This window comes from Psychroflexus sp. MES1-P1E (genome assembly GCF_002836055.1).
In the GTDB taxonomy this organism is placed as follows: domain Bacteria; phylum Bacteroidota; class Bacteroidia; order Flavobacteriales; family Flavobacteriaceae; genus Psychroflexus.
Genome location: NZ_PJBS01000318.1, coordinates 1 through 12,543, shown reverse-complemented (window position 1 = coordinate 12,543; position 12,543 = coordinate 1). Strand labels below are relative to the sequence as shown.

Here is a 12,543-nt window from a genome sequence, read left to right as displayed (position 1 = left end):
ATTTAATAGTTAAAATGGGATATTTTCTGATCCAAATTTATAAGTTCTTTTTCACTAATGGTTTCTGAGGTATTTATAAATTCAATATATTTAAATAATTCCTCTAAGTCTTCATAATTCTGATTTGTTTTTTGCGACAGATCTTTTAGAAATCTAGCATCCACTTTTTGAGTTGATAGTCCATAACGATTTCTGATTTTATCTAGAAACGACTGAATTTGTTTTTGGGCGATTGCTTTATGGTCTTTTTTATCTAAATACATACCAGCAATAGTTTGTGCAAATTCCCGAGATTTATTTTCAATTGGGGCTATAATTGGAATAGGTCTTTGTTTCCTTTTACCGCCAAATAAAATAAATAAAATCGAGGATATGATAATTAAATAGTAGGCTGTTTTCAAATAGATATTGGAGAGTAAATAATATAAAGGATTTGTTATTTTTTCCTTGCCTGCCTTATAGTAATTATCCCAAAGAACAGGTTCGTCAAAATCAATATAATTTAAGGTTCTTGCTGTATAATCACTATTGGATCCATCTACCATAAAATAGTTGGTAAAGGTTTGGGGAGCAAGATGACATAAAAAATAGCCATCACCCCAGCTCACCTTAATAAAATTGATATGACGAGCATTCTCATCTTCACTTTCTTTTAATGTGGATTGAGCTAATCCTAGAGATTGAGTTTTTGCTGAATCTATTTCAGAAAAGTAAAGATATTCAAATGCCTTTCTGGACGTTTTGGCCGATTCTAATTGAAGGTGTTCTTCCACTAAATTGAAGCTTGGCTGATATTCTATTTGAGAATTGCTCAAGTAAAAACTTATGTCAACACCTAAAGTATCCAAAAGGGATTTAGGAATTCCCTGAGAGGCTATAAAAGCTGTATTTCCATGATCTACCCATTCCAAAAGTTGATCGATTTCTTCTTTGGTTAAATTGATATATTCGTTCAAGAAAAAATAAGTACCCTTTGGTTGAAGGCTATCTTGAAAGCTCTCAAAGGGGGATTTTTCGACATGTTGAATATCGGTGTCTAACGAAGATAAGCTTTTGTAAAACACCTCCGTTCCTAAAGCTCTATTGTCTGTATGCACATAACTGGGAAACCAATCTACAGGTTTTTCGGTGGTAGCATCAAGGATAATGATTAAAATGATAACTCCAATTAATCCGATGATTAAGCCTTTGTTGCGTTTATCCATCAGCTTTTAGATTTTTAATGTTGATGATTAAATTTTCAGATCGGGATTTGATTTTTTTGAAATCAGATACATTCAATTCAAAGTCTCCATACCAGACAAATTCATACAATCGAGACAGATAGTTAAAGTCTGTTTTGATTATATCTTGAGTGATTTCAGATTTATAATCAGAATTGGTTTTTTGAAATTGATAGTCAATTATTTTTTTCTCTCTTAAATTTTTCAAGGTATTTAGAAATAAATAACGAGAAGCTAACCTGTAATTTTCATTCTGCTCGGCTTCATCCACCAAACTCAAAAGGTCTTTTTGTCTTAAAAGCTGTTCCTCTTCAGATAAGTTGACCAGGTTTTGATGTTGAGCACTAGGTTTTTGTCTAGAACTATAGTATTTGCTGAACAACCAAATAATGAGCACACCAATACCTACAATAACAAGAATTTTTAAAATTAAAGCCACGTAATTCCAAAGGTTTCCTTCTTCTATACCAGACAGCAACCAATTCATAAATTTATTCCACTGTAAGTTTAGCCAATTTTTAAATCTATCCCATGCTGAAGGTTCAACGATCGTTTTGAAGTAATTATAATTATCATCAGCCTTATAGGACTCTATAATGCTTTTATCAAATTCGATAGGTGTAGTGTCGAGTTGAAGGCTTTCTTTCTGTAAAATAGGTGTAGAGTATAGTGCAGGCGATAAGCCTCCTAACTTTAAAAAGAGGAGTAAAAACACGAATAGTCTAATGGCTTTTGTTTTAATTTCCAATGCCGTCTATATCTTCTAGAGTACCAGTTTTGTTGTGGATTTCATTCAGATTAAAATAAATTAAAGCTAGTGAAATAAGGGTGATTAATCCTAAAATATATTGAGCAATGGAAGCGAATATATACAAGCTAAGGTATAGCCAATTATTTCCCAAACCTAAAGCCCCACTTGTTCCTGCACCTTCTTCAAGTGAGGTAAAAGTCTCTACAGCAGTTAATATAATTACTGGAAGTTGAAAAATTCCACCTACAAGTGATACTAATATACTTATGACTAAAACGGTTGCAAAAGTAATCCACCAGTTTTGTTTTATGAGTTGAAAACATTCAGAGAATCCATCAGAAAAGGATTTCTCTTGAAAGACGATCACAGAAAAAATTAAGGATAAAGGCACCGCTAAATAAACGCCTGGAAGGAAGCATAGTAAAAAACCAATAAAGCAAAGGATACCAACGACGAATAAGCTAAGAAGGGTTTGGCCAAAGAAACGTCCAATATATAAACTCACCTCCTCATCCTTGATCTCTCCCCTATTATCAACATAACTCTTGATAATACTATTGATCGCAGTTAAGCTCATTGCTGAGTAAGCTATGGAAGTTAAAAAAACGAGAAGTACGGAAAGTCCGGTGTTCTGAAATGTATTGAGTAAAAAGGCTTCGGCTCCATTTTCTAAAAGCGAATTGGCAGAGTTCAATGAAGTATATTGATAATAGGTGCCAGCAGCAACTACAAGGAGTAATAGCCAACCCACGTGTTTTAAGTATAATCTAAAAATAGTTTTATACTCTTGCCTTATGAACTTAAAGGTATCTGAGATAATAGTGCCAAGATCTCGTTGTTTTTTAAAGAGGATGTAATTGTTTTGCATTTTTTTTATAGATTATTTGTGGTAAAAAAACGTAATAATAGACAATGAGAGCTAAAGACGATACAATAATTAATATGGCCAGCCAGTCTGGCATGCCAGTTAAACGGGTAACAAAACCTTCTAAAAATCCAGCTATGATAAAAAAGGGTATCGTGCTTATAACAATTTTGAGCCCAGCTTTTACCCCCTGAATAAAAGATTGGAGTCTTGTGTAAGTTTTTGGAAATAGGAGACTCTTTCCCATAACTAGGCCTGCGCAGGCGGCAACGATAATAACAGAAATTTCTATAGTGCCATGAATCCAGATGGTTCTTGCAGATTCCCATAGCAAGCCTTGGTCGTAAAAAAAATACTGAAAAGATCCAAGCATAATTGCATTCTGTAAGATAATGTAGACGGTACCTAAGCCGGCAAAAATCCCTGCAATAAAAGCATAAAGAGCTACTTTTATATTATTTATAGTAATGCCAAGAAACATATCCGTTTCGTTGGATTTTTTGTAGACTGCCATAGGGTCCCCGTTTTGGATATTATCGATAGTGGAGTTGACATAGGCATCTCCCAGAATTAATCTTACAAAGGCATCGTCGGAGGATGCAGAATAAGCTCCTATAGCGGTAAAACTTGCAAAAAGAATAAAAGCGAGCAAAAGCATCGAGCGGTGTTTGTAAAAAAAGAGAGGAAATTCTTTAAAGTAAAATTGAAATATTTTGTTCTTGGATTCCTTTTTGGTTTTATAAATTTTCTGATGAGCTCCTACAGAAAGCTCGTTGAGATAAGCTAAAGTTTGACTGTTAGCGTAAAAAGTTTGAGCATAATTTAGATCTTCGTTCAGTTCCACATAGAGTTGAGACAGCTCATCTGGTAAAATGTGAATATTATTTACTAGAACTCTTTCGAATTTTAACCATTTGTCTTTATTTTGCTTAACAAAAGCGGCCTCACGCATCTTTATTAAATTTATTCAAAGAAACGCAATTCATGAGTCATTTTCAAATAGAAACTGCACAAAATGTGAAGATTCAACAAAATGTAGCGACAGTCTGGGATAGGATTCTAGCTTACATCATAGATTTTACTATTATCCTAGCTTATGTATTTGCTACTATCGCTGTGATGAGTGGGCTAAATGTCTCTCCTTTTGAGGGTTTTGCTACCTCTCTTGTCATCGGTTTACCTCCGTTTCTATATCATTTACTGATGGAAATTTTTCTAAATGGACAAAGTGTAGGTAAAGCATCCATGCATTTGCGAGTAGTCAACCTAGATGGCTCAAAGCCTCAATTTTCTGGATATTTAATTCGTTGGTTATTTAGGATTATAGACATAAGTTTGGTGAGTGGTGCTGTTGCGATTTTGGTTATTTTGCTAAATGGTAAAGGACAACGGCTTGGCGATCTTGCTGCGAAAACAGCAGTGATTTCTGAACGACGGAAAACAGGCTTTGATAAGATGTTGAATTTCGAAATGGAAGAGTCTTACTCTCCCCGATATCCACAAGTAGCCTCGATGACAGATAAAGATGTGAGGAAAATTAAAGCTGTTTTTGATAAAGCTCATAGAAAATCCGATCACTTTATCATTATAAAACTCAGTGACAAAGTAGCCTCTCAATTGAACATTCAACTAGACCAATCTCCACAAACATTTATACAAACCCTGTTAAAGGATTATCACTATTATAGTACTCGCTAATGGATTATATTTTAATTTTAGACATCTTAGGAGTTATCGCTTTTTCTATATCGGGTGTATTGTCCTCGTTAAGAAAGCGAATGGATGCCTTTGGTATTTTGATTATTGCTTTTGTGACTTCGGTAGGAGGGGGAACTTTAAGGGATGTTTTACTAGGCCTTCCAGTCATGTGGATGCAAGATATGACTTACGTGTATGTGATTATAGTGACATCAGTTTTGGCTGTGATTTTTAGAAAAAAATTATCTTATTTAAGAAAATCACTTTTTCTTTTTGATACTTTGGGGATAGGTTTATACACCGTTGTAGGGGTCGAAAAAGGCATTTCTCAGGAGCTACCTGCGATCATTTGTGTAGCCTTAGGCACTATGAGTGCTTGTTTTGGTGGAGTTATTCGGGATATTTTATGTAATGATATTCCCCAGATTTTCAGAAGGGAAATTTATGCAACTGCCTGTATTTTAGGTGGATTGAGCTATTTTGTTTTTCTAAGACTCAACTTCCCAGAGAGTTTGATTTTTTTCTTATCGGGATTGGTCGTCATTATTGTTAGACTTTCCGCGGTGATTTTCAAAATATCTCTGCCTTCTGTTTACAAAAAAGATGAGGATATTAGGGACTACTGGTAAGTTTATCGAATCACTTTCATGTCTAGGCCTACGTTGGTAAGTGGCCATTCGCCTCCATCAGTTTCCATATCGTCTATTTTTTCTACCACTTCCATGCCTTTTATTACTCTCCCAAAGACCGTATGATCTTGGTCTAGATGATAAGCGCCATCAGGTTTTGTGACAATAAAAAATTCAAAAGGAGAAGAAGCATTACTTATATTTTGCTTTGCATATTTTGCAGCGGATAAAGTACCATAATCGTGTTTATACCGACTTATAAATTCATTGGGTATTAAAAAATTTCCTACAGCATTTCTAAAGTCGTACGTGCCAATTCTATCGCTATTTCCACCTTGTATCACAAAATTATTAGCGACTCTATGAAAAACAGTCGTGTCAAAATATCCAATTTTAGCCAGTCTTATAAAATTCGCTCTGTGTAAAATAGGCTCAGCATAAAGCTCTACAGTAAAGGATCCCTTATCGGTGATCACCTCAACACTGGTTTCAGGATTGTCTTCGGCGTAGGCCTTTAGAAATGGTATTAATTCTTCTTGTGTTATTGTTTTTATTTTTGATAAATCTCGATCACTTTGTCCGTTAGAGGGAATATTGACTTCAACTTTCTTTTCAGTCATTTTTTTCTCAAGGCTGCTTTGTATAGTTGAATTATCTTTGTTTTCTTTACAAGATGTAAAAACAAATATTATACTTAGAATTAAAAATGGAATTTTCATCATTAAAATATTTTATTACAAAATTAGAGAAAATAGACCTTCCAGGTGACTCTTTTCATCATCAACTCGCGCCTTTATTTCGTCAAAAAGAATTGGAAACTTTAAGTGAGCAACGAAAAAACGCAAATTATGCTGGAGTAGTTTCCTTATTATATCCTAAAAATGGTGAAATACATATGGCCTTTATCTTGAGGAAAACTTACAAAGGTGTGCATTCAAATCAGATTGGATTCCCTGGTGGACGCTATGAAGAGGTTGATTTAAATCTTGAACGAACGGCCTTAAGAGAAACGGAAGAAGAAATTGGAGTAGAAGCAAACAAGATTAAATTGATAAAGCCACTTACACAGCTTTATATACCACCTTCCAATTTTTTGGTTTATCCATTTCTGTGCTATGTTGATTTTGAACCAAGTTTCGTTTTACAGGAAAGTGAAGTGGAAAATATAATAGAAATTCCTCTGTCCATTTGTTTAGATAAAAACAATTTGAATACAGAAATCATTCAAGCTTCTTACGCTAAAAATGTAGAAGTACCCGCTTTCAATTTTAACGGCAATGTGGTTTGGGGAGCTACTGCTATGATTTTAAGTGAAATACGAGAACTCTTTTCTAGGATAGCATAAGCCTATAAAACCGTATATTTGAAAATTAATTTTTTTGAGATATGGGCTTATTTAAGAAAAATCCTTTTGGACATTATCTGTTTTTAAAAAAGTGGATAATAAGGATTATGGGTGGGATGACCCATCAACGTTATCGAGGTTTCAATGATCTCCAAATAGAAGGATCTTCCATTTTAAAAAATTTGCCCGATAGAAATGTTTTGTTTGTATCCAACCATCAAACTTACTTTGCAGATGTGGTTGCTATGTATCATGTGTTCAATGCTTCCTTAAGCGGAAGAGATGATAGTATTAAAAACGTAGGCTATTTATGGGATCCTAAGTTGAATATTTATTATGTCGCAGCTGCTGAAACAATGAAAAAAGGTTTCTTGCCAAAAGTTCTAGCCTATGCAGGATCCATAAGCATAGATAGAACCTGGAGAGCTGATGGGCAAAATGTAAATCGCCAAGTAAAAATGAGCGATATTTCTGATATAGGAAAAGCTTTAGATGATGGTTGGGTCATCACCTTTCCCCAAGGCACGACGAAACCTTGGAAACCAATAAGAAAAGGAACAGCCTTCATCATAAAAAAATACAAACCTATTGTCATACCTATAGTTATAGATGGCTTTAGACGTTCTTTCGATAAAAAAGGAATCCGTATCAAAAAGAGAAATATTCTTCAATCTATGGTCATTAAAGAGCCACTAGATATAGATTATGATACTGAAGGGGTGAATAGCATTATAGAAAAAATTGAATATGGTATAGAGCAACATCCTTCGTTCCTTAAGGTGATTCCAGAAAGTGAAATTGAAGCCCACGAGTCGCTAAACGAGAAGCGTCGCTATAGCGCCAATACTAATAAAGATAAAGATTTGTAGTTAAAACTAGTTTAAACTCAAACCTTATTTTTGTTTTCAGTATCTCCAAAACTCTATTTATATAAAATAATACTTATGAAAACTCTGCAATATACCAATAACGATGAGATGGATGCCATTGGTTTAGGAACCTGGAAATCTGAACCTGGTGCTGTCAAAAAAGCTGTCAAACACGCTTTAAAAATCGGTTATAGGCATATCGATTGTGCAGCAGTTTATGGAAACGAAAAGGAAGTGGGCGAAGCTCTAAAAGAGGTTTTCGATGAAGGGACTATTTCCAGACCTGAGGTTTGGATCACTTCAAAATTATGGAATACCAACCACAAAGAAGAAGATGTAAAACCAGCTTTGGAACACACATTGAAAGATCTTCAACTAGATTATATCGATTTGTATTTAATTCATTGGCCAGTAGCTTTTAGACCTGGATTAGAAGGCTTTCCTTCTTCAGATGATGATTTTCTATCCCTAGATGAAGTTCCTATAAAAGAAACTTGGGAAGCTATGGTTCAACTAAAAAATCAAAGTCTTATAAAACATATTGGTGTATCCAATTTCAGCAAAAAGAAATTAGAAGAGTTAATGTCCAATTCAGAGGTGACTCCAGAAATGAATCAAATTGAATTACATCCTTATCTTCATCAAGACGATCTCGTAGATTTTTGCCATAAACAGGGTATTAACGTTACGGCATTTTCACCTTTGGGCAGCCAAGATAGAATCGAAGCCATGAAAGCAGACAATGAACCTTCTCTTTTGGAAAATGAAGTGGTCACTGCCATCTCCAAAAAGCATGATGCTTCTCCTGCACAAATACTTATCAAGTTTCACCTTGAAAGAAATGTAGCTACTATTCCTAAATCCACCAATAAAGAAAGAATTCAAGAAAACTTAGATAGTCAAAAGCTTAATTTAGATGAAGATGACATGAAGGGTCTAAAATCTATTGATAATCAGTATCGATACGTCAACGGGAAATTTTTCGAAACTTCAGATGGAAAGTATTTCAATATTTACGACGAGTAACATATAATACCAATTTAAACCTATAATGTCGCAATAAATCGTTTCTTTTTCGCTTGCTTTTTACCAAAAATAATTACCGTAACTAAGGCTATGCTTTTTATTTTTAACTTCAATCAATCAAAAAATAATTCAATTTATTCATGCGACATTGTAAATTTAAATTGGTATAATTCCAACCTAGAATCTAAATGTCGTATAAAATCTGTTTCTTTTTCACTTAGTAATCGTCATAAAATAGAACCGTAACTATTGCTATGCTTCTATTTTTTCTTCAACTAAGTAAAAAATATTTCAAATTTTTAATACAGCATTTAAAAACTAAATTGGTATAAAAGCAAATCCCTGAAAATGCAAATGTATCTTCAGGGATTATTATTTTTCAGCTTAAGCTAAATTAAGTTGATTACCAACCGTGTACTGAAGTTCCAGATTGAAATGACTCTAGTATTTTTGCCTCAAAATCAAGTAAGTCCGACCACTTTTGATTCACTTCGGCTTCATCATGGTATTGCCTTGCAAACTTCAAAAACATAGTATAGTGCCCCGCTTCACTTATCATTAATTTTCTATAAAAGCGCCTTAGCTTTTCATCGCTTAACTCTTCAGACAAGAGGCGGAAACGTTCACAGCTTCTAGCTTCAATAAGTGCAGCATAAAGTAAACGATGTGCCAATTGCGTTTGTCGGCTTCCTCCTTTAGGGAAAAAAGTGATAACTTTAGCTACATAAGCATCTTTACGATCTCGTCCTAAAGTTACATTTCGTTCTTTTAAAAGATCGTGGACCATTTTAAAGTGACTCATTTCCTCCTGGACCAATCCAGTCATCGCTGTAATTAACTCGGTATACTCAGGGAAGGAAACAATTAATGAAATAGCTGTAGATGCTGCTTTTTGCTCGCAATAGGCATGGTCTATCAAGATGTCATCAATATTCTTTTCAGCGATATTTGCCCATCGTGGATCTGTTGGTAATTTTAGTCCTAGCATAATTATTAGATATCTAAATCAAAAGTTTTTCTTAGTAATTCTAAATTTGGATTTTTCTCATTCAATTTTTCAAATTTCTCTCGCGGTGTATACACATACTTCTTTTCAGACTTATGATTTACAGTAATATCGAGACTGATTTGAGTATTCTTTAGTCTGTCTTTCAAAAAATTCATTAAATCGCCTTGGTCTTGGAGCAAATTCAATTTCATAGACTCATTGGGCAACTGTACTTTTATCTGTTTCCCCTCCAATATAGGCTCATCTGTAGACATCACCGATGACACGATTTTACTTCCTCTTTGGTTTAGAATTTCAATATAATCTTTCCATGCTTTCTTCAAGTCGACCTCTGTAAAATGCCCGGTGAGTTCAGTATTTTCAGGCTTATTCTTCTTAAGCTGTTCCTTTAATTTTTTCTTTTCCTGAATGCTCTTTATGGAAAGGCTATTCACTTTTTTTGGCCTATCCTCAAGTTTGGGAGTCAGTTTTTCTGCCTTTTTCTCAATTTCAACAGGTACATCTTCTTTTTTTCCTTCTGAATTCGCTCCCGTTGATGTGTTGTCCTCGACAGCAGAAACTTTAGATTCCAAGGGCTTAGTTGATGCGTCTTGGGTTTTAGGCTTCTCTGAATGTAAATCTGCAGATTTAAGATGACGATCTTCTGAAGCATCTTGGACACTGGGCTTATCATTTATTTCAATTTCAGAAGTCTTGGAATAGTGTCCGTCTTGCTCTTGAACCTGTTGAGGGCTTAAGATCTGGTGTTCAGTCTTTTTTTTTTGAGATGAGTCTGGGTCGGTTAATGAAGCCAGTTTCATCAAGCACAATTCAACGTGCAAACGTTGGTTTTGACTCAACTTGTAATTAAAGTCACAGGTATTGGCTAAGTCGATACCTTCCTGTAGGAAAGAATACGAAGTTGCTTGCGACTGCTCAAAGTATTTTGTTTTTGAACGCTCTCCAACCTCGAGAAGCTCTATAGTTTTTGAGTACTTAGACACCATTAAATCTCTAAAGTGAGAGGCCAATCCCGCAATATAATGTTGTCCATCAAATCCCTTGGAAAGGATATGGTTAAAATAGACCAGTACTTCAGGGATATTATTTTCTAAAAGTAAATCTGTTGTTTTAAAGAACGTGTCATAATCTAAAACATTTAAGTTTTCGGTAACAGCATCCGTAGTAAGGTTTTTACCGCTAAAACTCACAACTCTGTCGTAAGTAGAAAGAGCATCACGCATGGCTCCATCTGCTTTTTGAGCGATGATATGAAGCGCGTCTTCATCGGCTATAACGCCTTCTTTTTCAGCAATTTTAGCTAAATGTTCTTTGATGTCCCCAACGGTGATGCGTTTAAAGTCAAAAATTTGACAACGCGATAATATAGTAGGTATAATTTTATGCTTCTCTGTTGTTGCTAAAATAAAAATAGCATGTTTTGGAGGCTCTTCCAACGTTTTTAAAAAAGCATTGAAGGCTGATTGAGAAAGCATGTGTACCTCATCTATAATATAAACTTTATATTTTCCAGTTTGAGGTGGAATTCTAACTTGGTCGGTTAGATTTCTGATGTCGTCTACAGAATTATTGGAAGCGGCATCCAATTCAAAAATATTGAAAGCGAAGTCCGTAGTTTCGTTGTCTGTGGCTTCTTGATTAATTTTTTTGGCCAAAATACGAGCACAAGAGGTCTTTCCCACACCCCTTGGGCCAGTAAACAATAGGGCTTGAGCCAAATGATCGTTATTGATTGCGTTAAGAAGTGTGTTGGTGATTGCTTTCTGACCTACAACATCTTCAAAAGTTTCGGGTCTGTATTTTCTAGCAGAGACAATAAAATGTTCCATGATACAAATATAGTTTTCTGAAATTTATACGGCAAAGCTAGTATGAATTTAATTTGGAATATAAACTTCAGTAGTCTTAATAGCCTATTCAATTTTATCATCAGCCATTTTTTCTTTCACAGTCTTATATTCATACCCTTCTTGCTGGGTTTTAGCTTTTGTATTTAGGTACAGTTTGGCGTAAATAGGAAAATAATCGAACTCCATTTCAGTTAACACTTGCATTTTGGCGAGGCTAAACTCTTCGCTATGAAAAAGTGATCCAATTGCAATCTTAAAAATTTATATGGACTACAAAAAGTACTGCGGGGACCCCAGCCTCTTCTTAATTTTAATAAACTACTTATTTTTCTAAATAATAATGCATTCTTACATCACGCTAAATCGTTCAAATCCTCAAAAACAATAGCAGAATTTTTATTTTTTTTACACGATTTGTAGCTAAAAGTTATTTTGCAGCTCAGTTGGTCGATGTTTTGGATTCATTGGGACTGAAGGGGTTTGGGAAGTAATGTAAAAATTTTGATCCGATGCTGTTTATCTATGCGGAGATAAGCCTCAATTGAAGGAATATCCTCTTTTGCGAAATGATGGATTTGCACATCTTTCTATTCTAGTCTGGAATAGCGATGTACTCCCTATAAATTATCTTGCTATTGTATCATTTTCCAAAGGAATTAATACATCAGGTCGATACGTCTCTATTTTGTTCAGCAGTTTTTCGTAGTCTGGATTATTTGTCATAAAGCTAAAACAAATGGAGGAGTCAGTGGCAACGGTTCTGATGCCCTCTTTTTTGAAAAATACAGTGTATGGAATTAGATTTATACAATGAAAGACAATAGCCAGTGTTACCATACCATTCATTGCACTATAGAATCACAACTGAAGTAGAAGTGCACGAAGAACTACCTTAAAAGGCTCAAAGCTAAACCTAAATTTTAGGAAAGTAAAATAATCTAACCACCCAATGCTCAATCTTGATGAGGGTTATAAATGTGAACAAACACATCAGGATGGGGTAAATAATAATGGTGGTGACCATAATTTCTATTTATCGTTTTTAGCAATAATCCATACAGCATGAATTATCCCTGGGACAAAGCCTAAAAGTGTCAATAAAATATTGAGCCAAAATGCTCCGCGAATGCCAACGGTTAAAAATACACCTAGTGGAGGCAAAATGATCGCAAATAGGATTCTAAGGAGACTCATAGATTTAGTTTTTAAATTATAATTATTTACTTTTTGTTTAGGCACAATGTAAGAATTCATTTCAATTGTATAATTATTTATAGA

13 protein-coding genes are annotated in these 12,543 nt (G+C 34.6%); 5 read left to right on the top strand and 8 right to left on the bottom strand.

Going from position 1 to position 12,543, the window contains the following annotated elements:
* Positions 1 to 2 precede the first annotated feature (2 nt).
* The 4 genes from CXF67_RS13445 to CXF67_RS13430 are packed head-to-tail and all read right to left on the bottom strand — an operon-like array spanning position 3 to position 3,791.
* Entirely contained in the window at positions 3 to 1,205 is a 1,203-nt protein-coding gene (locus CXF67_RS13445; RefSeq protein WP_102089214.1) for a DUF4350 domain-containing protein, read from the bottom strand.
* Complete coding sequence (locus CXF67_RS13440; protein ID WP_102089213.1) at positions 1,198 to 1,971, bottom strand: hypothetical protein; 774 nt, start codon at positions 1,969 to 1,971, stop codon at positions 1,198 to 1,200. Before CXF67_RS13440 ends, CXF67_RS13445 begins: the two co-directional genes overlap by 8 nt.
* The gene (locus CXF67_RS13435) at positions 1,961 to 2,842 is read right to left on the bottom strand and encodes a hypothetical protein (protein ID WP_102089212.1); all 882 of its coding nucleotides are present in this window, start codon (positions 2,840 to 2,842) and stop codon (positions 1,961 to 1,963) included. Before CXF67_RS13435 ends, CXF67_RS13440 begins: the two co-directional genes overlap by 11 nt.
* The gene (locus CXF67_RS13430; protein WP_102089211.1) at positions 2,817 to 3,791 is read right to left on the bottom strand and encodes a stage II sporulation protein M; all 975 of its coding nucleotides are present in this window, start codon (positions 3,789 to 3,791) and stop codon (positions 2,817 to 2,819) included. Before CXF67_RS13430 ends, CXF67_RS13435 begins: the two co-directional genes overlap by 26 nt.
* Positions 3,792 to 3,823: 32 nt before the next feature.
* Between CXF67_RS13430 and CXF67_RS13425 the strand changes: the two genes are divergently transcribed.
* Positions 3,824 to 4,537, top strand: coding sequence for an RDD family protein (locus CXF67_RS13425; protein WP_102089210.1), 714 nt, complete (start codon positions 3,824 to 3,826; stop codon positions 4,535 to 4,537).
* On the top strand, positions 4,537 to 5,166 hold the full coding sequence (locus CXF67_RS13420; protein ID WP_102089209.1) for a trimeric intracellular cation channel family protein: 630 nt from the start codon (positions 4,537 to 4,539) through the stop codon (positions 5,164 to 5,166). Before CXF67_RS13425 ends, CXF67_RS13420 begins: the two co-directional genes overlap by 1 nt.
* Positions 5,167 to 5,168: 2 nt before the next feature.
* Here CXF67_RS13420 and CXF67_RS13415 read toward each other — a convergent pair whose 3' ends face one another.
* A complete protein-coding gene (locus tag CXF67_RS13415; protein WP_102089208.1) occupies positions 5,169 to 5,885 on the bottom strand; it encodes a peptidylprolyl isomerase in 717 nt (238 codons plus the stop codon).
* Between CXF67_RS13415 and CXF67_RS13410 the strand changes: the two genes are divergently transcribed.
* From CXF67_RS13410 to CXF67_RS13400, 3 genes are all read left to right on the top strand, one after another.
* Positions 5,873 to 6,511 carry an NUDIX hydrolase gene (locus tag CXF67_RS13410; protein WP_102089207.1) on the top strand — a complete coding sequence of 213 codons (639 nt, stop codon included), beginning with the start codon at positions 5,873 to 5,875 and terminating at the stop codon, positions 6,509 to 6,511. The two genes, CXF67_RS13415 and CXF67_RS13410, sit on opposite strands and share 13 nt — an antisense overlap.
* 41 nt (positions 6,512 to 6,552) lie before the next feature.
* Positions 6,553 to 7,380: a lysophospholipid acyltransferase family protein gene (locus tag CXF67_RS13405; protein WP_102089206.1), complete on the top strand. Its 828-nt coding sequence runs from the start codon at positions 6,553 to 6,555 to the stop codon at positions 7,378 to 7,380.
* 75 nt (positions 7,381 to 7,455) lie between these two features.
* Positions 7,456 to 8,406, top strand: a complete 951-nt coding sequence (locus CXF67_RS13400) for an aldo/keto reductase (RefSeq protein WP_102089205.1) — start codon at positions 7,456 to 7,458, stop codon at positions 8,404 to 8,406.
* Between the two features lie 403 nt (positions 8,407 to 8,809).
* On the opposite strand, the gene CXF67_RS13395 is transcribed toward CXF67_RS13400, so the two are convergent.
* The 3 genes from CXF67_RS13395 to CXF67_RS13380 form a co-directional block, all read right to left on the bottom strand.
* A complete protein-coding gene (locus CXF67_RS13395) occupies positions 8,810 to 9,394 on the bottom strand; it encodes a MiaE family protein (protein WP_015025645.1) in 585 nt (194 codons plus the stop codon).
* A gap of 5 nt (positions 9,395 to 9,399) precedes the next feature.
* A complete protein-coding gene (locus CXF67_RS13390; RefSeq protein WP_102089204.1) occupies positions 9,400 to 11,244 on the bottom strand; it encodes a DNA polymerase III subunit gamma/tau in 1,845 nt (614 codons plus the stop codon).
* A gap of 1,050 nt (positions 11,245 to 12,294) precedes the next feature.
* Positions 12,295 to 12,543: YqaE/Pmp3 family membrane protein (locus CXF67_RS13380; RefSeq protein WP_441344396.1), on the bottom strand; the 249-nt coding region annotated here is incomplete at its 5' end.

Coding starts and splice junctions, on each gene's coding strand:
- CXF67_RS13400 (WP_102089205.1), top strand. CDS start 7,456: ATGAAAACTCTGCAATATACCAATAACGATGAGATGGATGCCATTGGT.
- CXF67_RS13390 (WP_102089204.1), bottom strand. CDS start 11,244: ATGGAACATTTTATTGTCTCTGCTAGAAAATACAGACCCGAAACTTTT.
- CXF67_RS13410 (WP_102089207.1), top strand. CDS start 5,873: ATGGAATTTTCATCATTAAAATATTTTATTACAAAATTAGAGAAAATA.
- CXF67_RS13415 (WP_102089208.1), bottom strand. CDS start 5,885: ATGAAAATTCCATTTTTAATTCTAAGTATAATATTTGTTTTTACATCT.
- CXF67_RS13430 (WP_102089211.1), bottom strand. CDS start 3,791: ATGCGTGAGGCCGCTTTTGTTAAGCAAAATAAAGACAAATGGTTAAAA.
- CXF67_RS13420 (WP_102089209.1), top strand. CDS start 4,537: ATGGATTATATTTTAATTTTAGACATCTTAGGAGTTATCGCTTTTTCT.
- CXF67_RS13395 (WP_015025645.1), bottom strand. CDS start 9,394: ATGCTAGGACTAAAATTACCAACAGATCCACGATGGGCAAATATCGCT.
- CXF67_RS13425 (WP_102089210.1), top strand. CDS start 3,824: ATGAGTCATTTTCAAATAGAAACTGCACAAAATGTGAAGATTCAACAA.
- CXF67_RS13445 (WP_102089214.1), bottom strand. CDS start 1,205: ATGGATAAACGCAACAAAGGCTTAATCATCGGATTAATTGGAGTTATC.
- CXF67_RS13405 (WP_102089206.1), top strand. CDS start 6,553: ATGGGCTTATTTAAGAAAAATCCTTTTGGACATTATCTGTTTTTAAAA.
- CXF67_RS13435 (WP_102089212.1), bottom strand. CDS start 2,842: ATGCAAAACAATTACATCCTCTTTAAAAAACAACGAGATCTTGGCACT.